General features: G+C 69.4%; 22 protein-coding genes and 1 tRNA gene. 8 read left to right on the forward strand and 15 right to left on the reverse strand.

Annotated features, from left to right (window positions below; translation table 11 throughout):
• Positions 1-5: 5 nt before the first annotated feature.
• Complete coding sequence (locus SHK19_RS18820) at positions 6-587, forward strand: hypothetical protein (RefSeq protein WP_322937147.1); 582 nt, start codon at positions 6-8, stop codon at positions 585-587.
• 11 nt (positions 588-598) lie between these two features.
• On the opposite strand, the gene SHK19_RS18825 is transcribed toward SHK19_RS18820, so the two are convergent.
• Entirely contained in the window at positions 599-1,624 is a 1,026-nt protein-coding gene (locus SHK19_RS18825; RefSeq protein ID WP_322937148.1) for an alpha/beta hydrolase, read from the reverse strand.
• Between the two features lie 74 nt (positions 1,625-1,698).
• Here SHK19_RS18825 and SHK19_RS18830 point away from each other — a divergent pair, with 74 nt between their 5' ends.
• From SHK19_RS18830 to SHK19_RS18840, 3 genes are all read left to right on the forward strand, one after another.
• Positions 1,699-3,855 carry an RNA degradosome polyphosphate kinase gene (locus SHK19_RS18830; RefSeq protein ID WP_322454866.1) on the forward strand — a complete coding sequence of 719 codons (2,157 nt, stop codon included), beginning with the start codon at positions 1,699-1,701 and terminating at the stop codon, positions 3,853-3,855.
• Between the two features lie 146 nt (positions 3,856-4,001).
• Positions 4,002-4,619, forward strand: coding sequence for a DUF47 domain-containing protein (locus SHK19_RS18835; protein WP_322454865.1), 618 nt, complete (start codon positions 4,002-4,004; stop codon positions 4,617-4,619).
• 16 nt (positions 4,620-4,635) lie between these two features.
• Positions 4,636-5,649: an inorganic phosphate transporter gene (locus tag SHK19_RS18840; protein ID WP_322454864.1), complete on the forward strand. Its 1,014-nt coding sequence runs from the start codon at positions 4,636-4,638 to the stop codon at positions 5,647-5,649.
• Positions 5,650-5,664: 15 nt separating this feature from the next.
• Here the strand turns inward: SHK19_RS18840 and SHK19_RS18845 are convergent, their stop codons facing one another.
• From SHK19_RS18845 to SHK19_RS18875, 7 genes are all read right to left on the reverse strand, one after another.
• Positions 5,665-6,000: a YidH family protein gene (locus SHK19_RS18845; protein ID WP_322937150.1), complete on the reverse strand. Its 336-nt coding sequence runs from the start codon at positions 5,998-6,000 to the stop codon at positions 5,665-5,667.
• A gap of 10 nt (positions 6,001-6,010) precedes the next feature.
• On the reverse strand, positions 6,011-6,799 hold the full coding sequence (locus SHK19_RS18850; protein WP_322454862.1) for a winged helix-turn-helix transcriptional regulator: 789 nt from the start codon (positions 6,797-6,799) through the stop codon (positions 6,011-6,013).
• Positions 6,800-6,806: 7 nt separating this feature from the next.
• Positions 6,807-7,577 carry a phosphate ABC transporter ATP-binding protein PstB gene (gene pstB / locus SHK19_RS18855; RefSeq protein ID WP_322454964.1) on the reverse strand — a complete coding sequence of 257 codons (771 nt, stop codon included), beginning with the start codon at positions 7,575-7,577 and terminating at the stop codon, positions 6,807-6,809.
• A gap of 126 nt (positions 7,578-7,703) precedes the next feature.
• Positions 7,704-8,624, reverse strand: coding sequence for a phosphate ABC transporter permease PstA (gene pstA, locus SHK19_RS18860; RefSeq protein ID WP_322454861.1), 921 nt, complete (start codon positions 8,622-8,624; stop codon positions 7,704-7,706).
• Complete coding sequence (gene pstC, locus SHK19_RS18865) at positions 8,624-9,586, reverse strand: phosphate ABC transporter permease subunit PstC (RefSeq protein WP_322454860.1); 963 nt, start codon at positions 9,584-9,586, stop codon at positions 8,624-8,626. The genes pstA and pstC overlap by 1 nt, the downstream gene beginning before the upstream one ends.
• Before the next feature lie 16 nt (positions 9,587-9,602).
• The gene (locus tag SHK19_RS18870) at positions 9,603-10,595 is read right to left on the reverse strand and encodes a substrate-binding domain-containing protein (protein ID WP_322454859.1); all 993 of its coding nucleotides are present in this window, start codon (positions 10,593-10,595) and stop codon (positions 9,603-9,605) included.
• A 169-nt stretch (positions 10,596-10,764) separates the two neighbouring features.
• Entirely contained in the window at positions 10,765-11,655 is an 891-nt protein-coding gene (locus SHK19_RS18875) for an NUDIX hydrolase (RefSeq protein ID WP_322454858.1), read from the reverse strand.
• A 46-nt stretch (positions 11,656-11,701) separates the two neighbouring features.
• On the opposite strand from SHK19_RS18875, the gene SHK19_RS18880 reads away from it, so the two are divergent.
• Positions 11,702-12,766 carry a hypothetical protein gene (locus tag SHK19_RS18880; RefSeq protein ID WP_322454857.1) on the forward strand — a complete coding sequence of 355 codons (1,065 nt, stop codon included), beginning with the start codon at positions 11,702-11,704 and terminating at the stop codon, positions 12,764-12,766.
• 13 nt (positions 12,767-12,779) lie between these two features.
• On the opposite strand, the gene SHK19_RS18885 is transcribed toward SHK19_RS18880, so the two are convergent.
• The 6 genes from SHK19_RS18885 to SHK19_RS18910 all read right to left on the reverse strand — a co-directional run bounded on the left by SHK19_RS18885 (position 12,780) and on the right by SHK19_RS18910 (position 17,137).
• Complete coding sequence (locus tag SHK19_RS18885) at positions 12,780-15,047, reverse strand: heavy metal translocating P-type ATPase (protein WP_322937151.1); 2,268 nt, start codon at positions 15,045-15,047, stop codon at positions 12,780-12,782.
• Positions 15,037-15,945, reverse strand: coding sequence for a hypothetical protein (locus tag SHK19_RS18890; RefSeq protein ID WP_322454855.1), 909 nt, complete (start codon positions 15,943-15,945; stop codon positions 15,037-15,039). Before SHK19_RS18890 ends, SHK19_RS18885 begins: the two co-directional genes overlap by 11 nt.
• Positions 15,945-16,151, reverse strand: a complete 207-nt coding sequence (locus tag SHK19_RS18895; RefSeq protein WP_322454854.1) for a heavy-metal-associated domain-containing protein — start codon at positions 16,149-16,151, stop codon at positions 15,945-15,947. Before SHK19_RS18895 ends, SHK19_RS18890 begins: the two co-directional genes overlap by 1 nt.
• 29 nt (positions 16,152-16,180) lie before the next feature.
• Positions 16,181-16,489, reverse strand: a complete 309-nt coding sequence (locus tag SHK19_RS18900) for a metal-sensitive transcriptional regulator (RefSeq protein ID WP_322454853.1) — start codon at positions 16,487-16,489, stop codon at positions 16,181-16,183.
• Positions 16,490-16,546: 57 nt separating this feature from the next.
• Positions 16,547-16,705 (reverse strand): hypothetical protein, encoded by a 159-nt coding sequence (locus SHK19_RS18905; RefSeq protein ID WP_322454852.1) that lies wholly within the window; start codon positions 16,703-16,705, stop codon positions 16,547-16,549.
• Positions 16,706-16,933: 228 nt separating this feature from the next.
• Positions 16,934-17,137 carry a cold-shock protein gene (locus SHK19_RS18910; protein ID WP_118928839.1) on the reverse strand — a complete coding sequence of 68 codons (204 nt, stop codon included), beginning with the start codon at positions 17,135-17,137 and terminating at the stop codon, positions 16,934-16,936.
• A gap of 297 nt (positions 17,138-17,434) precedes the next feature.
• Between SHK19_RS18910 and SHK19_RS18915 the strand changes: the two genes are divergently transcribed.
• A complete protein-coding gene (locus SHK19_RS18915) occupies positions 17,435-18,064 on the forward strand; it encodes a DUF305 domain-containing protein (protein WP_322937153.1) in 630 nt (209 codons plus the stop codon).
• 160 nt (positions 18,065-18,224) lie between these two features.
• On the opposite strand, the gene SHK19_RS18920 is transcribed toward SHK19_RS18915, so the two are convergent.
• The gene (locus SHK19_RS18920) at positions 18,225-19,082 is read right to left on the reverse strand and encodes a calcium-binding protein (protein WP_322454850.1); all 858 of its coding nucleotides are present in this window, start codon (positions 19,080-19,082) and stop codon (positions 18,225-18,227) included.
• A gap of 360 nt (positions 19,083-19,442) precedes the next feature.
• Between SHK19_RS18920 and SHK19_RS18925 the strand changes: the two genes are divergently transcribed.
• Together SHK19_RS18925 and SHK19_RS18930 are read left to right on the forward strand one after the other, a co-directional pair.
• Positions 19,443-19,515, forward strand: a tRNA-Lys gene (locus tag SHK19_RS18925).
• An 18-nt stretch (positions 19,516-19,533) separates the two neighbouring features.
• Entirely contained in the window at positions 19,534-20,304 is a 771-nt protein-coding gene (locus SHK19_RS18930; protein WP_322454849.1) for an endo alpha-1,4 polygalactosaminidase, read from the forward strand.
• Positions 20,305-20,307: the final 3 nt, after the last annotated feature.

Below are 20,307 nucleotides of genomic sequence, written 5' to 3' on the forward strand. Positions count from 1 at the left end.
CGCGGATGGAGTCGTTGCAGGCGGAGATCGACGCTCTGGCGGCACGTTGTGCCGAGCAGGAGCAGCAGGTGGCCGACCTGACCGCCCAGCTCGCCGCCGCGAACGCCCGGATCGCCGAGCTCGAGTCCATCGCCGAGTCGCCGATCTCCATCCTCGACGGCCGTGAGAGCGGGCTGGCGAGGGACGGCAGCGATCCACGGGTCCTGTCGGTGATCCTGGCAGCCACCGCGGTGGTCGCCGGGACCGTCGCGCTGCTGGCCTTCGTCAACGACAACCTCGACACCACGTTCGGGTACGCGATGGTCGTGACCGCCCTCGGCCTCGCGTACGCCTCTCACCGGACCCGCCTCCGGGCGAGCGAGATCACCGTGTCCAACGGCGTCGTGTACATCAAGAAGGGCGAGACGTCGTACCGCTTCGACCTCCGCCAGGCCAGCACCAGCATCGACATGGTCGGGCAGCCCGGCGACCCCTCGTGGCAGGTCTACTTCCACCGCAAGGGCATGGACGACTTCGTGGTCGACGCGCGGATGGTCAACGCCGACGAGTTCGTCCGCCGGCTGCGCGAGCACCGACCGGACCTGTAGGCGGCGCGGGATCAGGTCAGCGCGGCACGCAGCTTGTCGGCGATCCCCTCGACCGCGTGCCGCGACGTGCTACCGACTCCCACGATGTTGAGGAACCCGTGGATCTGGTCGGTGCACCGTTGGAGCTCGACGCTCACACCCGCGTCGGCCAGCTTGCGGGCGTAGCTCTCGGCCTCGTCGCGGAGCGGGTCGAACCCGGCCGTGACGATGTACGCCGGTGCCAGGCCGGGCGGGACGTTGGCACGGACCGTCGACATCCGCGGATCCCGACGGTGCTCCGGCAGCGGGAGATAGCTCTCGTCGGCGCGGTCCATGAACTGTGTCGTCAGGTAGAAGCCCTCTCCGAACAGGCGAAGGCTCTGCGTGTCGCGCTCGGCGTCCATGCACGGGTAGATGAGCAGCTGCCAGGCGAGGGGTACGCCGTCGCGCGCCGCTGCCAGCGCGACCGATGCCGCCAGGTTGCCGCCCGCCGAGTCACCGCCGACCGCTATCCGCTTCGGGTCGGCGCCGAGCTCGGCCGCGTGGTCGACGACCCAGCGGTAGCCCTCGTCGGCGTCGTCGTGAGCGGCCGGGAAGACGTGCTCCGGACCCCGCCGGTAGGTCAGCGCCAGGACCGGCACCCCGGATCGCTCGGCGAGCACTCGGCACGCGGCGTCGTGGGTGTCGAGGTCGCCCTCGATGAAGCCGCCGCCGTGCAAGAACACCAGCAGTGGACCGGGGTCCGGGGATGCGGGCGCCGTCGGGAGGAAGTGCCGAGCCGGCCGGCCGGCGACCGTCAGGTCCCGCACCTCGCCGATGGCCTGGACGCCGCCGACCAGTGCCGTCTCCTTGACCATGTTCGTGCGCATCGTGGCGATCGGGACCTCCTCGTCGCGCGGGCGGGCGATCGCCTGCAACCGCAGCATCACCTGGAGGTCGGGAGCCAGGGTCTGTCCGTCGAGCATCACCGGCCGGCCTGCGATCACGCGACGGATTCGAGCGGGCGCGGACATCGCCGTCTTGAGTGCCTTCGCCTCGACGGCGTCGCGGATCTTCACGAGGAGCGACCCTAGACGAGCTCCACCTGGCGGACGACACCATCCGTTCACCCGGTGGTGACACACTCATTTCCATGGCCCAGGAGCTCGTCCCGCACACGGCTGAGACCGCGCCGCAGAACGGTGCGGGCGCTGTCGACGTCGGTGCGCTCTCGTACGTCCCGGAGCAGGCCGACCTCGACGCGATCTCCGACGAACCCGACCGGTTCCTCGACCGGGAGCTCTCGTGGCTCCGCTTCAACCAGCGGGTCCTCGAGCTCGCCGAGGACCCCGACCTGCCGCTCCTCGAGCGGGCTCGCTTCCTGGCGATCTTCGCCAGCAACCTCGACGAGTTCTTCATGGTGCGGGTGGCCGGCCTGAAGCGCCGGATCGCGACCGGTCTCGCCGTCCGCGCCCTGTCGGGGAAGATGCCGCGCGAGATCCTCGAGATGATCTGGGAGCAGGCCAGCGCGCTCTCCCAGCGGCACGCGGAGGTGTTTCGAGACCAGGTCGCACCGGCGCTGACGGCCGAAGGCATCGAGCTGATCCGCTGGGCCGACCTCGACCGCGACGAGCAGCGTGCCTGCAAGCGGCTCTTCAAGGAGCGGGTCTTCCCGGTGCTGACGCCACTGGCCGTCGACCCGGCACATCCGTTCCCCTACATCTCGGGCCTGTCCCTCAACCTGGCGGTCGTCGTGCGGAACCCGCGCACCGACAAGCAGCACTTCGCACGGGTGAAGGTGCCGTCGAACTTCGACCGGTTCGTGCCGCTCGGCAACGACCGGTTCGTGCCCCTCGAGGACGTCATCGGTGCTCACCTCGCGCGGCTGTTCCCGGGCATGGAGGTGCTGGAGGCGCACACGTTCCGGGTCACCCGCAACGAGGACGTCGAGGTCGAGGAGGACGACGCCGAGAACCTCCTGGCAGCGCTGGAGAAGGAGCTGCTGCGCCGCAAGTTCGGTCCGCCGGTGCGGCTCGAGGTGGAGGAGTCCATCGCGCCGTCGGTGCTCGAGCTGCTGGTGTCCGAGCTCGACATCCACATGGCGGAGGTGGTCCGGCTCCCCGGCCCGCTCGACCTGCGCGGGCTGCACAGCATCGCCGACCTCGGCCGGGAGGACCTGAAGTACCCCGCGTTCGTGCCGAGCAGCCACCCCCTGCTCGCCGAGGTCGAGTCCGCCGCACCCGTCGACGTGTTCAAGGCGCTCCGCCGGCACGACGTACTGCTGCACCACCCGTACGACTCGTTCGCCACCTCGGTCCAGCGGTTCATCGAGCAGGCGGCGGCCGACCCGCACGTGCTGGCCATCAAGCAGACCGTCTACCGGACCTCCGGCGACTCCCCCATCATCGACGCGCTCATCGACGCTGCCGACGCCGGCAAGCAGGTCCTGGCGCTGGTCGAGATCAAGGCGCGCTTCGACGAGCAGGCCAACATCCGCTGGGCACGCAAGCTCGAGCAGGCCGGCTGCCACGTCGTCTACGGCCTGGTCGGCCTCAAGACCCACTGCAAGCTGGCGATGGTGGTCCGCGACGAACCGGACGGCATCCGCCGCTACACCCACATCGGCACCGGCAACTACAACGGCAAGACCGCCCGGATGTACGAGGACCTCGGGCTTCTCACCACCAACCAGGCGATCGGCGACGACGTCGCGCACCTCTTCAACAACCTGAGCGGGTGGTCCCGCAAGGCACGGTACGACGAGCTCCTGGTCGCGCCCGACTCGGTGCGTTCCGGGCTGATCGAGCAGATCCAGGCAGAGATCTCGCACCACCGGGCCGGGCGGCCGGCCGCGATCCGGTTCAAGGTCAACTCGTTGGTGGACGAGCAGGTCATCGACGCCCTCTACCTGGCCTCGCGCGAGGGCGTGCAGGTCGAGCTGCTGATCCGCGGAACCTGTGCGCTGCGGCCCGGCGTACCTGGGCTGTCGGAGAACATCACCGTCCGCTCGATCCTCGGCCGCTTCCTCGAGCACAGCCGGATCTTCTGGTTCGGCAACGGTGGCGACCCGGTCGCGTGGATCGGCTCCGCCGACATGATGCACCGCAACCTGGACCGCCGGGTCGAGGTGCTCGTCCGCATGCCCACGACCGACAGTGTGGCCGAGATCGGTGCGCTGCTCGACCAGGCGTTCGCACCCGAGACCGATGCGTGGGTCCTCCGCCCCGACGGCGAATGGGATCGCCACCGTGGCACCGTCCAGCTTCAAGAAGCCCTGATCGAGACTCATCGGAAGCGCCGCCACGGGTGAGCACGTCGTCGATCTTGTGACCTGGCGGACGCCCCGCGCTGCCGACGTGCGGCAGGCCACAGCCCGTTGGGCGGACCGCGGTTGCGCGGAGGCGTTCTTCACCCCCTAGCATGAGGCCGTTCGCCTCCGTCTCACCGGGAGTTTCTGTGCGTCTGCGTCTGCGTCCGGTCGATACCTCCTTCTACGAACTCTTCACCAAGTCGGCACAGCACCTCGTCCTCGGAGCCGAGCTGCTGGCCGAGATGCTGTCGGACTCGGCGGACAGGGCCGACGTCGCCGAGCGCATGCGCGCCGCGGAGCACGCCGCCGACGAGACGACCCACGAGATCGTCAAGAAGGTCAACAGCACGTTCGTGACGCCGTTCGACCGCGAGGACATCTACGCGCTCGGCTCCGGCCTCGACGACGTCATGGACATGATGGACGAGGCCGTCGATCTGATCCTCCTCTACGAGGTCACCTTCCTCCCTCCGGAGCTGTCCGAGCAGGTCAGCGTCCTCCAGCGCTGTGCGGAGCTCACCGCCGAGGCGATGCCGCGGCTGCAGTCGATGAAGGAGCTCGAGGACTATTGGATCGAGATCAACCGGCTCGAGAACACCGGTGACAAGGTGCACCGCAAGATGCTGGCCAACCTCTTCTCCGGCGAGTACAAGACCATCGACGTGCTCAAGCTCAAGGACGTAGAGGAATCCCTCGAGGGCGCGATCGATGCCTTCGAGAAGGTCGCCAACATCGTCGAGCAGATCGCCGTCAAGGAAAGCTGACCGAGGTTCCCCACTCGTGACCGTCACCCTCGCGATCGTGATCGCGGTCGTCGTCGTCGCGCTCGTCTTCGACTACACCAACGGCTTCCACGACGCTGCCAACGCGATCGCCACGTCAGTTTCGACGCGCGCCCTGACGCCGCGGATCGCCCTCGCGCTCGCGGCGATCATGAACTTCGTCGGCGCGTTCCTGGGTCAGAAGGTGGCACACACGGTCAGCGACGTGATCTCCCCCCCACAGAACAACCACGGCCTGATCATCGTGATGGCCGGCCTGGTCGGCGCCATCGCCTGGAACCTGATCACGTGGTACTTCGGACTGCCATCGTCGTCCTCGCACGCTCTCATCGGAGGACTGGTCGGAGCGGCGATCGCCGGCGGCGTCACGGTGTCGTGGGACACGGTGGTCGAGAAGGTCGTCATCCCGATGTTCCTGTCGCCGCTCTTCGCGTTCGCCGCGGGCTTCGCCGTGATGCTGCTCGTGTTCTGGATCTTCCGGAAGGCGAACCCGCACAAGGCCAACCGCGGCTTCCGGATCTCTCAGACGATCTCCGCCGCGGCGATGGCGCTCGGCCACGGACTCCAGGACGCCCAGAAGACGATGGGCGTGATCTTCCTGGCGCTCGTGACCGGCGGCTACGTCCTGCCCGAGTCCGAGGGCGGCGAGCTGCCGATCTGGGTCATCTTCGCCGCCGCTGCCGCGATCTCCCTCGGCACCTGGGCCGGCGGCTGGCGGATCATGCGCACCCTCGGCCGCCGGATCATCCACCTGGACCCGCCGCAGGGCTTCGCCGCGGAGACTGTCGCCGCGTCGGTTCTCTACACGACGGCCTACGTCTACGAGGCGCCGATCTCGACCACCCACACGATCACCTCGGCAGTGATGGGTGTCGGCGCCACCAAGCGCCTCTCCGCCGTGCGATGGGGCGTCGCCCGCACGATCCTCACCGCCTGGGTCCTCACCTTCCCCATGGCCGCCTCCGCCGCCGCCGTGACCTACTGGATCCTGCACCTGATCACGCGACTCTGAGCCGGGCTGGACCCGTCAGTCAGCCGCGAAGATGAGGATCATCGCGAGGATCACGGTGACACTCACTCCGACGGCGGTGACCGACGGCTGCCAGGGGCGCGAGATGGCGGCGCCCGTCCGCATCGCCTGATCCACGTCGCGCCACCGTCGGTGGCTGGTGCCGGCCAGCATCAGCGCCAGGGACGCGAGGAGCAGCCCGGCAGCTAGCCGCAGGGGCTTCGGGCCGAGGTCGGGGAGCAGCTGCACGACCGCGACTCCGGCGGCGAGCAGGCCCAACGCCGTGCGGATCCAGGCCAGGAACGTTCGCTCGTTGGCCAGGGTGAATCGGTAGTCCGGCTCGGGATCCGCCATGTCGCCCAGGCTAGTGCGCGGTCGAGCGCTCCACCGTGAGGGAGTAGCCGCGGCCGCGGATCCGGCGTACGTCGGCGGCGGAGCCGAGGCGGTGACGCAAGCGGGTGACGTGCATGGCGATGGTGTTGCCGCTCGGGCGGACACCTTCGGAGCCCCACAGCGCGTCCCGGAGCTCGTCGTCGGTGACGACACCGGGCGCGCGCAGCATCAGTGCACGCAGGAGCTCGAACTCCTTGAGGGGCAGGTCCGCGATCCGTTCGCCGCCGATGAGCACCCGGTAGGCCGCGGCGTCGAGGTCGATCGGCCCGACGACCAGGCGGGCATGGTTCTCGAGCGACCGTGGCGAGTGGCTGAGCAGCTCCCACAGGTGCTCGGCCGAGTAGGGACGCGCCACCACTGCACTGGCGCCGGCCAGCATCAACCCGCCGATCTCGGCCGCGTCGTCGTGGTCGAGCGCCGCGACGACGTACGGCGAGCCGTGCCGCCGGATCGCGGTGACGAACTCCGCCGCGGGCACCCCGGGGGCCTCCGGTGACACCACCACGGTGTGCGGGTCCAGCCGGCCGAACTCGACCAGGCCGTCGATCGTCGACGGCACCCAGGTGACGTGTACCCCGCGGCCGGCCATGCCGTCCGTCAGACCGCCCTCGTCCTGGCCGGGGTCCACTACCAGCAGCTGGGCACCGGCGGTTTCCGCCCACCGGTGCAGATAGCTGCGGACGGTCAGCTCCCGTGACGAGACCTCGGCGACCAGGCCGGCGGCTTTGCGGGAGAGGCGCCGCCCGGAACGTGCGCCCATCCGCCGCTCAGCCGAAGCGACCCGAGATGTAGTCCTCGGTGCGCTTGTCCTCAGGATTGGAGAAGAGCCGCTTCGTGCGGTCGAACTCGACGAGCAACCCGGTGCGGTTGCCGGTCGTCTCGTCCGGCTTGGCGGTGAAGAACGCAGTCCGGTCCGACACCCGGGCCGCCTGCTGCATGTTGTGGGTCACGATGATGATCGTGTAGTCCTCACGCATCTGCAGCATGAGGTCCTCGATCTTCGAGGTCGCGATCGGGTCCAGGGCCGAGCACGGCTCGTCCATGAGGATGACGTCCGGCTTCGTGGCGATGGTGCGGGCGATGCAGAGCCGTTGCTGCTGACCGCCGGAGAGGCCGTACGCCGACTGCTTCAGCTTGTCCTTGACCTCGTCCCACAGCGCGGCCCCGCGGAGCGCCTCCTCGACCAGGTCGTCCATGTTGTCGACCTTCATGCCGATGACCCGCGGGCCGTAGGCGATGTTGTCGTAAATGGACTTGGGGAACGGGTTCGGCTTCTGAAAGACCATGCCGATGTGCTGCCGTACCGCGATCGGGTCGACGCCCTTCGCATAGATGTTCTGGCCGTGGTAGTTGATCGCGCCTTCCACGCGGGCGCCGGCCACCAGGTCGTTCATCCGGTTCAGGCAGCGCAGCACTGTCGACTTGCCGCAGCCCGACGGCCCGATGAGGGCCGTGATCTCGTGCTTGCCGAAGGTCAGGTTGACGTCGTGGACCGCATGGAAGTCGCCGTAGTAGACGTTGAGGTGGAACGTCTCCATGATCGACTCGGCGGGCACCTCGCCGATGACGCTGCGCTTGGCCTCCTCATCGACAGACAGCGAGATGCCCCTCGACTCCTCGGGGGTCGTGGTTGCCGTTGCGGGGTGGTTTGACATGTCCGGCTCCTACCAGGATCGCTGGAACTTGTTGCGGATGATGATGGCGAGCGCGTTCATGCCGAGGATCATGACCAGCAGCACGATGATCGCTGCAGATGCCGCGGTCACGAACTCCTCGCGTGACTGCGAGGACAGATTGTAGATCTGGTTGGGCAGCGACGTGCCGCTGCTGGTCAGACCTTCGGGGCCGAGCTCGGGGGTGAACAGAACATTGACACCGAAGCCGACGACGATCAGTGGGGCCGCCTCGCCGATCGCCCGCGAGAGTCCCAGGATCGTCCCCGTCGCGATGCCGGGAATGGCGGACGGGAGGGTCTGGCGCCAGGTGGTCTGCCACACCGTCGCCCCCAATGCGAGCGAGCCCTGCCTGATGTCCTGCGGTACGGCGCGGACCGACTCCCGAGTCGTGATGATGATGACCGGAAGGATCAGAAGAGCGAGCGCGATGGCACCGCCGAGCACGACACCTTCGTCATCGAACCCGATGACCGCCATCACGGCGAGCGCGAGCAGACCGTAGACGATCGAAGGGACTGCGGCCAGATTCTGCAGGTTGACTTCGATCAGGCGGTTCCACCAGCGGTTGGTGTCGGCGAACTCCTCCAGGTAGAGCGCGGCCGAGATCCCCAGCGGCACCGCCAGGATCGCGGTGCAGATCATCAACCAGATGCTCCCGACGATGCCGGCCTTGAAGCCGGTCTCCTCGGGCTTGAAGAGCGACGAGTAGTTCGTGAGCAGCTCGGCGTCGAAGCGCGGCGCTCCCTTGATCGCGGTGTCGACGATGAGGGCGACCAACACCAGGACACCGAAGAACAGGGAGAACCACAGCAGGCCGAGGAACACGAGCGAGCCGACGTTGCGGTCCTTGCTCCTGCCGCTCGTGACCAGATTGGTGACGGATGCGGCCGTCGCGGATGCAGCGCTCATCAGTACACGTTCCTGAATCTACGGACGAAGATCATGCTCACGATGTTGAGGATCAGCGTCATCACGAAGAGGGTCATGGCGACGGCGAACGCCATGTTGTACGGCGTCGAGCCCACCGGGTTCTCCCCGCCGAAGGTCTGGGCGATGTAGCCGGTCATGGCCTGGTGCCCGCTGAAGGGATCGACGTCGAACCGCTTCTGCGCACCGGCGGCGAGAGCGACGATCATCGTTTCTCCGACGGCTCGGGACATCCCGAGCACGACGGCAGCGGCGATGCCGGAGAGCGCGGCCGGGAAGACCACGCGGAGTGTCGTCTGCATCCTGTTGGCGCCCATCGCGAGCGATCCCTGCCGCATCGAGTGCGGCACGGCCGACATGGCGTCCTCAGAGAGCGAGGCGATGGTCGGGATCACCATCACGCCGAGCACCAGGCCAGCCGCCAGCGAGTTCGTGAAGCCGACCTCGAGTGCCAGGATGTCCTGGAGCAGCGTCGGCGTGACGAACTTGAGTGCGAAGAACCCGTAGACCACGGAGGGCACACCGGCGAGCAGCTCGACCGTGGGCTTCAGCCACTTCCGGGCGCGCGGCGAGGCGTACTCCGAGAGATAGGCAGCGGCTCCGAGGCCCAGCGGCACCGCGACCAGCAGCGCGATCACGGTCACCATCAGCGTGCCGACGATCAGCGGGAGCACGGCGTAGGTGCCCTCGGTTGCGAAGAAGTCGCCGAAGGCGACCCTCTTGCCGTCATCGCCCGCGGCCATCCCCGGCCAGTCGAAGAAGTCGATCACCGGCCGGATGAGGGTGACGACGATGCCGATGGTGATGGCGACGGACAGCACGGCACAGGTGAGCAGCACCGCCTTGATCACGGCTTCGCCGGGGCGGAGCTTGTGGCTCAGATCGACTGGGGCCCGCAGGCCCGCCCGGTCGGGCGGGCCTGCGGGGAGGAGCGTGTCACTCATGAGGGTGGGATGTACCTCAGAGATCCGGGTTGACCACGATGGTCAGCGCGTCGGTGGCAACCTGGAGCTCCACGTACTCGACGCCCTCGGCCTCGCACGCTGCGATCTCCTCTTCGTCGATCGGACGAGACGCGTCGGAGACGTCGGTCTCGCCGGCGCAGAAGAGCTCGAACCCGCCACCCGTTCCGGCTTCACCGACGGTGACCTTGACGTCGGGGTTGACCTCCGCCAGTCCCTCCTGGGCGAGGACGCTCATCGGGTAGACGGTGGAGGAACCATCGACCTTGACGTCGCCCGAGGAGCCCTCGGCTCCGGAGCCACCCAGCTCCTCGAGCGCGCTCTGGGTCTCGGCGTACAGCTCCTCGCTGAGCGGGACGAACTGCCCGGCCTCGGCAATGTCGGCGAGGTTGTTGATGTAGAAGTCCACGTACTCCTGGACAGCCTCGTTGTCGGTGTAGTTGGCCTTGTTCACGTAGATGAACAGCGGTCGGGCCAGTGGCGTGTAGGTGCCGTCCTGGGCGGTCTCGGCCGACGGGGCGACACATCCGTCGCCGCTGTCGATGCTGACGGCCGCGAGCCGGTCCTTGTTCTGCTCGTAGTAGGTGTAGCCGAAGTAACCGGTCGCACCCTCGGTGCCGGCAACGCCGTCGACCAGGACGTTGTCGTCCTCGGACGCCTCGTAGTCGTCGCGGGTGGCGGGCTCCTCGGCGTCGGGGTCGACGATCTCCGAGGCCATGTAGTCGTAGGTGCCCGAGTCGGTGCCCGGCCCGAAGAGGTTGATCTCCTGGTCAGGGAAGCTGTCGTCGAGCTGGCTCCAGTTCGTGATCTCCGAACCCGGCTTCCAGAGCTCGACCACCTGCTCGACCGTCAGGCAGTCGACGGACGCTGTGGCGGCTTCGGTGTCGTCACCGCCGTCGTCGTCGTCGGAGCCACAAGCGGCGAGGGTTGCGGCAAGCGCAAGGGTCACGACCGACGGCACCAGGCCGCGGCGCAAGGAAAAGCTCTTCACTTCGTTGCTCCTGAAGGTCTCAGAAAGACGGACAGTCAGGATCTTGGCGAGAGGAGGTGTCCGATTTTCCTGCGATGGGTGAACGGACGATGAATGGGGTCTGCCTACTTCGCCGACCCCAGCAGATGCTGTGACGAGGGCTACATCGAGGGGCTGTCAGACGACGGATCTAGCCGATCCGGTGGCGCTCGACCGCGACGATCTTGCTCTTGCGCACGTGGACCACGAGCATCTCGGCGGGATCGAGCTCGTCCCCGACCTGGCGCGCGCGCAGGCCGAGGGCGCCGTAGATCTTCGGCAGCACCGGACGATGGGAGCAGAGCACCGCGCCCTGGTCGTCCTCGAGCAGCTCGGCGACGACCTTCTCGATCCCTTTGGTGGTGGCGTGCTCCTCGGCGAGCCTGCGCCGGGTCTCGATCTCCCAGCCAGTCGTCTCGGCGTACGGCACGACCGTCTGCAAGCAGCGGATGGCGGGCGAGGAGACCACACGGGTGACGTCGTAGGCAGCCAGCAGGGGTACGACGCGCTCGGACTCGTGGGCGCCGGCCTTGAGCAGTGGCCGCAGCTGGTCGTCCGTCTTCCAGGCGTTCCGCGACCGTGCTCGCGCGTGCCGGAGCACGACGATCGCGTGGGTGCGGCGTCGCACCTTCACTGCCTCGTCGAGGGTCTCGCGGTCGTAGCGGTAGGTGAGCATCGCCTCCGCCTTGTCGATGCGCACCCAGGCGACCTGGTCGATCTCCTGGTTGGGCCGGTAGAGGCTCACGTCGTCGTCGCCGACCGCCCGGCCGGTCCAGTAGTCGACGGTCTTCATCCGTCGCCCGGTGGTCGGATAGCGCTGCGAGCTCAGTGGCGGACCGAGCCGGACGTGGACGCCCGTCTCCTCGGCCACCTCGCGGACCGCAGCGGATGTCGGGTGCTCCCAACGCTCCAGCTTGCCCTTGGGGAACGACCAGTCGTCGTACTTCGGCCGGTGCACCAGCAGCACCTCGCGGCCCGGACGAAAGGTCACGACTCCGGCCGCGCGGACGTCCGGGGGCGACGCGAGCTTGCTCGTGGTCACGGCGTTAGTGTCACACCTGACCGTCCCGAAGAGGAGACCGCATTTCATGTCGATGTCGCGCCGTCGCCTGATCGTGCTCGGCGCCGTGCTCCTCCTCGTGGTGGTAGGCGTCGTCGCCTGGGTCGTCACCTCGCGCGACGACGAGGACGGCGTCAGCCGGGTGGAGGCCGCCGTGGCGATGGCGCCGGGCAACACGGCGCGGTTCGGCTGGACGGACTGGAGCGGGGTCCGCGAGGAGCTCGACGCCGACCTGGCGGCCGGCTCGTCGACCGCTGACGTCGAGAGGTTCCTGGGCAAGGGCTTCAACGCCGACCTGACCTCGACGTCCGCCCTGGTCTCGTCGGCTCCGATCCTCCAGGAGCGATACGGCTTCTCCCCCGCGACCATCGACTGGGAGCTCTTCGCGCAGAGCGAGACCGGCGCCGTCGTGCTCGTCGGGCTGCCGGACTCGCTCGACCTCGACCAGCTCGAGGAGGCCCTCGCCGAGATCGGCTACGAGGAGCCGACCGAGGACGGCGGGGTCTGGGTGGGAGGGCCGGACCTGCTCGCGCCGCTCGGCACGGTGAGCCAGGAGCTTGCCTACCTCACGATCGACGAGGACGAGCAGGTGCTCGCGGCGAGCGACCAGGCCGCCACCCTCGAGACCTGGCGCGACGAGCAGCGTGGCGACGACCTGGACGACAGCATTTCCGACGTCACGACGGAGATGGAGAACGCTCTCTCTGCGTCGCTCTACACCGGCGACTACGCGTGCGTGGCGCTGGCGATGACCCAGGCCGCGGACGCCGACCGGACGCGGGCGGCCGGGCTGATCAGCGAGGCCGGCGAGGTCAGCCCGCTCCGGGCGTACGCCATCGCCACCCTGCCCGGCGGGGACGTCAGGGTGGCGATGGGTTTCGAGAGCGAGGAGCAGGCCCGCACCAACGCCGACAGCCGCGCGCGGCTCGCGGCAGGCCCGGCACCCGGCCAGGGCGGTGCCTTCCCGGACCGGTTCGCCCTCGGCGAGGTGACCGCCGACGGTGCCGTCGTGACGATGGAGCTCGATCCGGTCCGGGCGTCGTACGTCCAGTCCGACCTGGCCACCGGGCCGGTGTTGTTCGCGACCTGCTGAGTCGGGCCGGTCGTCACCGCTCCGGGCGGAACCGCCGCAGCCGGAGGCTGTTGGTCACCACGAAGATGCTGGAGGCGGCCATGGCGGCGCCGGCGAGCATCGGGTTGAGGAGCGCGGCGGCGGCCAGGGGCAGGGCGGCGACGTTGTAGGCGAACGCCCAGAACAGGTTGCCGCGGATGATGGCGAGGGTCCGCCTCGAGAGCCGTACGGCGTCCGCGGCCACCCTGAGGTCACCGGACACGATGGTGAGGTCGCTGGCCTCCCGGGCGACGTCGGTGCCGGTGCCCATCGCGATCCCGAGGTCGGCCTGCGCCAACGCGGCGGCGTCATTGACGCCGTCGCCCACCATGGCCACCACCCGGCCCCGCTCCTGGAGCCCGCGGACGAACGCGACCTTGTCGGCGGGCAGCACGCCGGCCCGCACGTCCGCGATCCCGACCTCGCTCGCGACGGCGCGCGCCGTGCGCTCGTTGTCGCCGGTCAGCAGCACCGGGCTCAGGCCGAGCGCGCGCAGCCGGCGGACGGCCTCGGCGGAGGACTCCTTCACGGTGTCGGCGACGACGAGCACGCCGTGGGCGCGGCCGGACCAGCCGACGACGACCGGCGTTGCACCGCGTGCCTCGGCCGCGGACACGGCGTCGGCCAGCGTGTCCGAGATCGTCAGGCCGCGGGCGGTGAGGAACGCCGGCCGGCCGATGACGGCGCCCTGTCCGTCGACGGCTCCCGTGACGCCCAGGCCGGGCTCGTTCGCGAACTCGGTGAGGGTGCCCGTCGGGGTCCCGGCGGCGATCGCGCGCGCGATCGGGTGCTCGGAGGCCGACTCGAGCGTGGCGGCGACCCGTCGTACGTCGTCCTCCGAGGCGCCGTCGGCGACGACCTCCGCGAGACGCATGTCGCCGGTCGTGACGGTGCCGGTCTTGTCGAGCACCACGATGTCGACGGCGCGGGTCGCCTCGAGCACCTCGGGGCCGCGGATCAGGATCCCGAGCTGCGCACCGCGGCCGGTGCCGACCATCAGCGCGGTTGGTGTGGCCAGGCCGAGGGCGCACGGGCAGGCGATGATCAGGACGGCGACGGCAGCGGTGAGCGCGATCTCACGGCCGGCGCCGGCGCCCAGCCAGAACCCGAGGGTGCCGACCGCGAGGGCGATCACGGCCGGGACGAAGAACCCCGAGATGCGATCGGCGAGCCGTTGCGCCTTGGCCTTGCCGGCCTGGGCGTCCTCGACCAGCCGGGCGAGCTGGGCGAGGTGGGTGTCGGCGCCGACCCTGGTCGCGCGCACGACCAGCCGGCCCGCGCTGTTGACGGTCGCCCCGACCACCTCGTCACCCGGACCGACCTCGACCGGCACCGACTCGCCGGTGAGCATCGACGCGTCGACCGCGGAGTGGCCGGAGACCACCTCACCGTCGGTCGCGACCTTCTCGCCCGGGCGGACGACGAACAGGTCGCCGGGCACGAGCCGGGCGATCGGGACCAGCGTCTCCGGACCGTCCGGTCCGTGGGGCAGTACGGCGACCTCGTGCGCGCCGAGGTCCGCGAGCGCGCGCAGCGCGTCGCCGGCCCGGCGCTTCGACCGCTTCTCGAAGTAGCGACCGGCGAGCAGGAAGGTGGTCACCCCGGCTGCCGTCTCGAGGTAGATGTCGCCCAGACCCGATGCCGGTCCGTCACCGCGGTCGGGGATCGGGTCGAACGGGTGGGTCATGCCGGGCACGCCGGCGGTGCCCCAGAAGAGCGCGACGAGCGACCAGCCGAACGCCGCCAGCACGCCGAGCGAGACCAGCGTGTCCATGGTCGACGTCCCGTGCCGGAGGTTGGTCCACGCCGCCCGGTGGAACGGCCAGGCGCCCCAGGTCGCGACGGGAGCGGCCAGGGTGAGGGAGGCCCACTGCCAGTACTCGAACTGCAGCGCCGGCACCATCGCGACCGCGATCACCGGCACCGTCAGGATCACCGCCCAGACCAGTCGGTCCCGCAGTGCCCTGAGCTCGGGGTCGGGGGCCGATCGGCCGTCTCCGGCGTCGCTCTCCGACTCGGCGGTGCCGGCGGGCCGTCGTACGGTCGCGTTGTAGCCGGCCGCCGCCACGGTGCCGAGCAGGATGTCGTGGTCGACCGTGACCGGCGCGGTGACCGTCGCCCGCTCGGTGGCGTAGTTGACCGTCGCACTCACGCCGTCGAGCTTGTTGAGCTTGCGCTCGATCCGGTTGGCGCACGACGCGCAGGTCATGCCGGTGATGTCGAGCTCGATCATCGGGCCGGGTCGGGTCGTGTCAGTGGTCATGACCGCCGCCCTCCTCGCCGTGCTCCTCCTGCTCGCTGTCCGCGGCGTCGGCGCTGATCGTGAAGTCGGCGGTGTGCACGCGACCGCCATGCTTGAAGTCGAGGAACAGCCGGTAGCGCCCGCTCTCCGCGAACTCGGCGTGGAAGCCGACCTCCGGTCCGGCGGGACCTTCCTCGGGGTGCACGTGCAGGTAGGCCAGGTCTTCCGCGCGGATCGCCACCAGATGACCGTAGGAACCGAGATAAGGCTGCAGGTCGGTCACCTCGGCTCCCTCCCTGGTGACGTGGAACGTCACCATCGAGCCGGCGTCGTCACGCTCGAGGTGCACCTCGTAGCCGTCGACCCGCGCCGTGGTCGTGTCCGGGCCGAGCTCCGCGGGGGCGAACCGCCCCGCGACCATCAGCTCCGCCTCCGCCACGACGGGTTCCGCGCCGGTCGGAGCGAAGTCGGCGTACAGGCGCCAGGAGCCGGCGCCGAGCGCGATCGGCACCGTCCAGCGGCCGGTGGCTGCGTCGAGCCGCGGGTGCACGTGACGGTACTCCGCGAGGTCGCGGCGCACTGCGATCAGGTGCAGCCGCTTCTCGTGCTCGACGTCGTACGACGTCACCGGCTCACCGGCCTCGTCGAGGATGCGGAACGCGACCGTGACCCGGCCGCTGTCGACCACGTCGGCGTCGAGCGCGAGCTCATAGGCGGTGTCGTGGGCGTCCCCGCGGCCGCCCCCGTGGCCGCCCTCGCCCTCGACCGGATCGAGGTGCACGCGCTCGTCGTCGTGGCCGGCGTCGTGCGCCTCGTCGTCGGTGTCGATGGGTCCTGCCAGCAGGCCGATCCCGACCGCCACACCGAAGACGGCGGCGAGCGCGACCACGAACACCAGGACCTTCTGCCAGGTCTGCATCAGACGAGGGTGTAGCCGGCCTCGGCGACAGCCGCGTCGACCGCGGCGCGTTCGAGGGGGGCGGCGCTGGTCACGACGACCGAGCCGCTCTCGACGGTGACGTCGACGTCCTCGACGCCGGGGATCTCACTGATCTCCTCGGCGACCGACGCCGCGCAGTGGGCGCAGGTCATGCCGGTGACCTGCCAGGTGCTCTGCTCGCTCACTTCTGTTCTCCTCGTCGACGGGTCCGCTCTCAGGACCGGACCAACCGGCTGATGGCCGCCACCGCCTCGGTGACCTTCTCCCGCGCCTCGGCATCGCCCGCGCGCGCGGCGTCGACCACGCAGTGGTTCATGTGCTCCTCGAGGAGCTGGATCGAGAAGGAGTGCAGCGCACTCGTCATCGCCGACACCTGGGTCAGGATGTCGATGCAGTACTTCTCCTCCTCGACCATCCGCTGCAGACCGCGGGCCTGGCCCTCGATCCTGCGCAGCCGCTTGAGGTGGTCGTCCTTGTGCCCGAGATAACCGTGCTCGTGTTCGTTGTCCACACCTGACACCATACCCCCCTATGGTATGAAGTCAAGTATCAGAGAACGGTGACCGCAGCTGTCGGCAGGTCAGGCGACGTCGTCGGGGATGACGCCCAGGATCCGGTCGATCTCCTCGACCGGGAGCGGACCGTCGGATGCCGTGGCGGCGATGATGAGGTTGGTCGTCATCTCGACCTCGACGAGCAGGTCGGAGTCCTCGAGCGCCACGTCGAACGGGTCCGCCACGACTACTTCCGCCTCCCGAGTATTGAACGAATGTCGTCCCGCACTCTCACGCGTCCGGGCACAACAACAGGTGCCATCCAAACCATTGTGCCCGGCCACCCCAGGATAAAACCGGAAGGCGCGAAAATTTTGACGAGGCCCCGCCGGTTGCCCGACGAGGCCTCGCCTGAAGACTTGATGTCTCCCGAGATGCCCGGGGCGGTCAGGCCCCGAGACTGTTGTTTCGAATCAGAGAGCGCGAACGTTCTCCGCCTGGGGGCCCTTCGGACCCTGGGTGACGTCGAACTCGACCTTCTGGTTGTCCTCGAGGGACTTGTAGCCAGAGGTCTGGATCGCCGAGTAGTGAACGAAGACGTCGTCGCCGCCGCCCTCCTGCTCGATGAATCCGAAGCCCTTCTCTGCGCTGAACCACTTCACGGTGCCCTGAGCCATTGTGCTCGTAACTCCTATTGTCGGGGCGAGAGCCGCCACCTCGGCGACCCACAGCGGATGCGTTGGTACGTCGCTCCGACCCGTGATTGGTACACCACAAACCAGATACGCCGTCGGCCACAGTCTCCGCAGGCGTCAAACCTTTGAGGATCTGCATCCGCTGCACCGATGACACTATCAACCCCGACCCCCGTCCGAAGCGAGGAGCACGCAGGGATCTCAGCAAACGGTGTGAAGGTTCCGCTACACACGCGTGACGACGCGGGAAACGACGACGGGCACGCCTACACTCCGCGGATGCCGTCCCGTGCTCCTCTACTCGCCGTCGCCGCCGCCGTCCTGGTGCTGTCGACCGGCGTGGCCGGCTGCTCCGACGACGGCGACTCCGAGCCCGCCCCTGCGGTCCACACCGCAGCCAACGGCGACGTCTACAACGATGCGGACGCCGACTTCGCGACCGACCTGGTGCAGCACCACGCGCTCGCGCTGGTGCTCGTCGACCTGAGCCGCGCAGCGCAGGTCTCCCCCGACCTCACCGCGGTCGCAGCCGAGGTCCTCGACGCCGGGTCGGTCGAGATCCAGACGGCGACCGGCTGGCTCGCCGAGTGGGACCTGCCCGTCCCGGAGACGATCAGGGACCACGCCAACGCCCACGCTGCCGAACGCGGCGAGGAGGTGGACATCCCCGGCGGCGAGCTCCCCGGCATGCCCGACCACGCCGACCTGGCCGAGCTCGAGGAGCTGACGGGACCGGACTTCGAGCAACGCTGGCTGGAGCTGATGGTCGCCCACCACGAGGGCGCGATCGTCATCGCCGAGGAGGAGGCGGGCAACGGGGAGTTCGCGCCCGCCGTCGAGCTCGCCGAGTCGGTCGCCGCCACCCAGGAGGACCAGATCGAGCAGATGCGGGCGCTGCTCGGCGAGTGAGCCGGCAAGCGATACGTCAGTTCGGCCACCAGCCACACGTCCGCTCGTCGGCGGCGAGCCGCCTCGTCGTCGAGCCACAGCAGCCGTGCACCCGGCTGCGGCACCACAGCGGTGACCAGATGCTCGTCGCGGTGGGGCACCCGGTTCTCGACGCTTGGTGTCAGGGGACCGCTGACGCCACCGTCTCGCACCGGGCCGTGTCGCGGCCGAGTCCGCCACCGCACCAGTCGTCGCCGGCCCCGCCGAGAAGCCGGTCGGCGTCGCGCGCGCCGTGCACGCGGTCGTCGCCGGCCCCGCCGCGGATGACGTCGGCGCCGCGCCCGCCGTACACGCCGTCGTTGCCGGCCCCGCCGCGGATGACGTCGGCGCCGAGCCCGCCACAGATGAGGTCGTTGCCGTCGCGCCCCATGATCTGGTCGTCACCGCCGCGCCCGACGATGACGTCGCGTCCCGGGGTGCCACCGAGGACGTCTGGGCCGGGCGTGCCCACCAGGGTGGCCACCGCGCCGCGGCAGGGTGCGGGTGGCGCGGTGGCCGTGCCGGTCAGGACCACGGGAGGGGTCGGCTCCGGCACGTCGATGGTGAACTCCAGGTGGGCGGTCTTCTCACCGGTGGCTGTCGGCGAGAAGGCGACCGTGACCTGGCAGCTGTCCTGGGGAGCGAGGGTCTGGTACCTGCAGGTTTCGGCCGTCACCTGGAACTCACCCGGTTCACCCCAACCGCCGTTGAAGAGCACGTGGTGGATCGGGAGATCGCCGGTGCCGGTGTTCGTGACGGTGACGGTCTGACCCGGTGAGCTGGTTCCGACAGTCTGAGGCGCGTAGTCGAGGGCGAGGGGATCGATGGTGAACGGCTGATACGGCGGGGCCGGCACGCCGAGCGCGACGGTGACACCGAATCCGCCCGTTCCTGCCCACGCTCCCGGGGCGCTGACCGCGACCAGGGATGCCGCGAGCAGTACTGCCAGCAGAGACCGGAGAGCGCTGGATGTAAGTGGGACAGCACGCGGCGTGGACATGAGGACCCCTCGGTCGGACGATCAGTTCACCCGGCTGAGTGAGTCTTCTCGTACCCAAGCACGGATCGGCGCGCCTTGTCCCCGATCGGGCCATTTCCGGGCGGGAGCGCACCGTCACGGGAGCCGACCAACGCCGTCAGCCGTGCCCCTAGGCTGACCGAATGGCCCTGCCCACCGCCGCCCCGTCGACCTCGCTCCCGCGCACCATGGCCCGTTGGATGGATTGGAAGCTTGTGGACCCAGTGCAGAATCGGACCCCGCGCGGCTGCACGGCATACTGAGCCGAGATCACGCTGGATGCCGGGCCGAACTGCACGGATGCTCTCCTGAGGGTTCTCCCGACTAGCGTCCTGATCCCCCGGGCCCCTAGCTCAATTGGCAGAGCTGAGGACTTTTAATCCTTAGGTTGTGGGTTCGAGTCCCACGGGGCCCACTGACCTACGCTTCGAGGATGCGCGGGTGGCTGGCTGCTGTCGCGGTGGCGGCGTCGATGGCGGTCGCGGGTCCGGCAGCGGCCGCGCCCGGACCGCTCTTCGACCCGGGCCAAGACGTCGACTACCAGCTCGGCGGGGTGCGCGACGACCTGCCGGACGACGTCGGGATCGTGGTCCGCGACCGGAAGGCCGCGCCGCTCGCCGGGCGCTACAACGTCTGCTACGTCAACGGCTTCCAGACCCAGCCCGACGAGCGGCGGTTCTGGCGTGAGCACCACTGGCGGCTCGTGCTCAAGGACGACGGCCGACCGGTGGTCGACTCGGCGTGGGGCGAGTGGGTCCTCGACATCCGCACCCGCGAGAAGCGGAGGGCACTGGCTCGCATCGTCGGCGGGTGGACCGACAGGTGCGCCGACGACGGCTTCGACGCGGTCGAGTACGACAACCTCGACTCGTTCAGCCGCAGCCACCGCCTGGTCACCCGCCGCCACGCCAAGGCCTTCGCCCGGCTGCTGGTCGGCCGCGCGCACGACGCCGGGCTGCCGGTCGGGCAGAAGAACTGGGCGGAGTGGGACGGCTCCACGATCGGCTTCGACTTCGCCGTGGCCGAGGAGTGCGGCCGGTGGCGCGAGTGCCGACGCTACGCGGCGTCGTACGGCGACCACGTGCTGGCGATCGAGTACCGGCGCCGCGACTTCCGTCGCACCTGCACCGGGTACGGCGAACGGTGGCCGGTCGTCCTCCGCGACCTGGCGCTCACGCCGCGCGGAGTGCACCGATGGTGCTGAGCG

It is taken from the genome of Nocardioides bizhenqiangii, assembly GCF_034661235.1.
In the GTDB taxonomy this organism is placed as follows: Bacteria; Actinomycetota; Actinomycetes; order Propionibacteriales; family Nocardioidaceae; genus Nocardioides; species Nocardioides bizhenqiangii.

What these genes read in the sequence shown, in the direction of transcription:
- SHK19_RS18880 (WP_322454857.1), top strand. Translation starts at nt 11,702, where the DNA reads ATGTCGATGTCGCGCCGTCGCCTGATCGTGCTCGGCGCCGTGCTCCTC.
- SHK19_RS18845 (WP_322937150.1), bottom strand. Translation starts at nt 6,000, where the DNA reads ATGGCGGATCCCGAGCCGGACTACCGATTCACCCTGGCCAACGAGCGA.
- pstC (WP_322454860.1), bottom strand. Translation starts at nt 9,586, where the DNA reads ATGAGTGACACGCTCCTCCCCGCAGGCCCGCCCGACCGGGCGGGCCTG.
- SHK19_RS18920 (WP_322454850.1), bottom strand. Translation starts at nt 19,082, where the DNA reads ATGTCCACGCCGCGTGCTGTCCCACTTACATCCAGCGCTCTCCGGTCT.
- SHK19_RS18890 (WP_322454855.1), bottom strand. Translation starts at nt 15,945, where the DNA reads ATGCAGACCTGGCAGAAGGTCCTGGTGTTCGTGGTCGCGCTCGCCGCC.
- pstA (WP_322454861.1), bottom strand. Translation starts at nt 8,624, where the DNA reads ATGAGCGCTGCATCCGCGACGGCCGCATCCGTCACCAATCTGGTCACG.
- SHK19_RS18930 (WP_322454849.1), top strand. Translation starts at nt 19,534, where the DNA reads ATGCGCGGGTGGCTGGCTGCTGTCGCGGTGGCGGCGTCGATGGCGGTC.
- SHK19_RS18850 (WP_322454862.1), bottom strand. Translation starts at nt 6,799, where the DNA reads ATGGGCGCACGTTCCGGGCGGCGCCTCTCCCGCAAAGCCGCCGGCCTG.
- SHK19_RS18910 (WP_118928839.1), bottom strand. Translation starts at nt 17,137, where the DNA reads ATGGCTCAGGGCACCGTGAAGTGGTTCAGCGCAGAGAAGGGCTTCGGA.
- SHK19_RS18915 (WP_322937153.1), top strand. Translation starts at nt 17,435, where the DNA reads ATGCCGTCCCGTGCTCCTCTACTCGCCGTCGCCGCCGCCGTCCTGGTG.
- SHK19_RS18885 (WP_322937151.1), bottom strand. Translation starts at nt 15,047, where the DNA reads ATGACCACTGACACGACCCGACCCGGCCCGATGATCGAGCTCGACATC.
- SHK19_RS18820 (WP_322937147.1), top strand. Translation starts at nt 6, where the DNA reads ATGGAGTCGTTGCAGGCGGAGATCGACGCTCTGGCGGCACGTTGTGCC.
- SHK19_RS18900 (WP_322454853.1), bottom strand. Translation starts at nt 16,489, where the DNA reads ATGGTGTCAGGTGTGGACAACGAACACGAGCACGGTTATCTCGGGCAC.
- pstB (WP_322454964.1), bottom strand. Translation starts at nt 7,577, where the DNA reads ATGGAGACGTTCCACCTCAACGTCTACTACGGCGACTTCCATGCGGTC.
- SHK19_RS18830 (WP_322454866.1), top strand. Translation starts at nt 1,699, where the DNA reads ATGGCCCAGGAGCTCGTCCCGCACACGGCTGAGACCGCGCCGCAGAAC.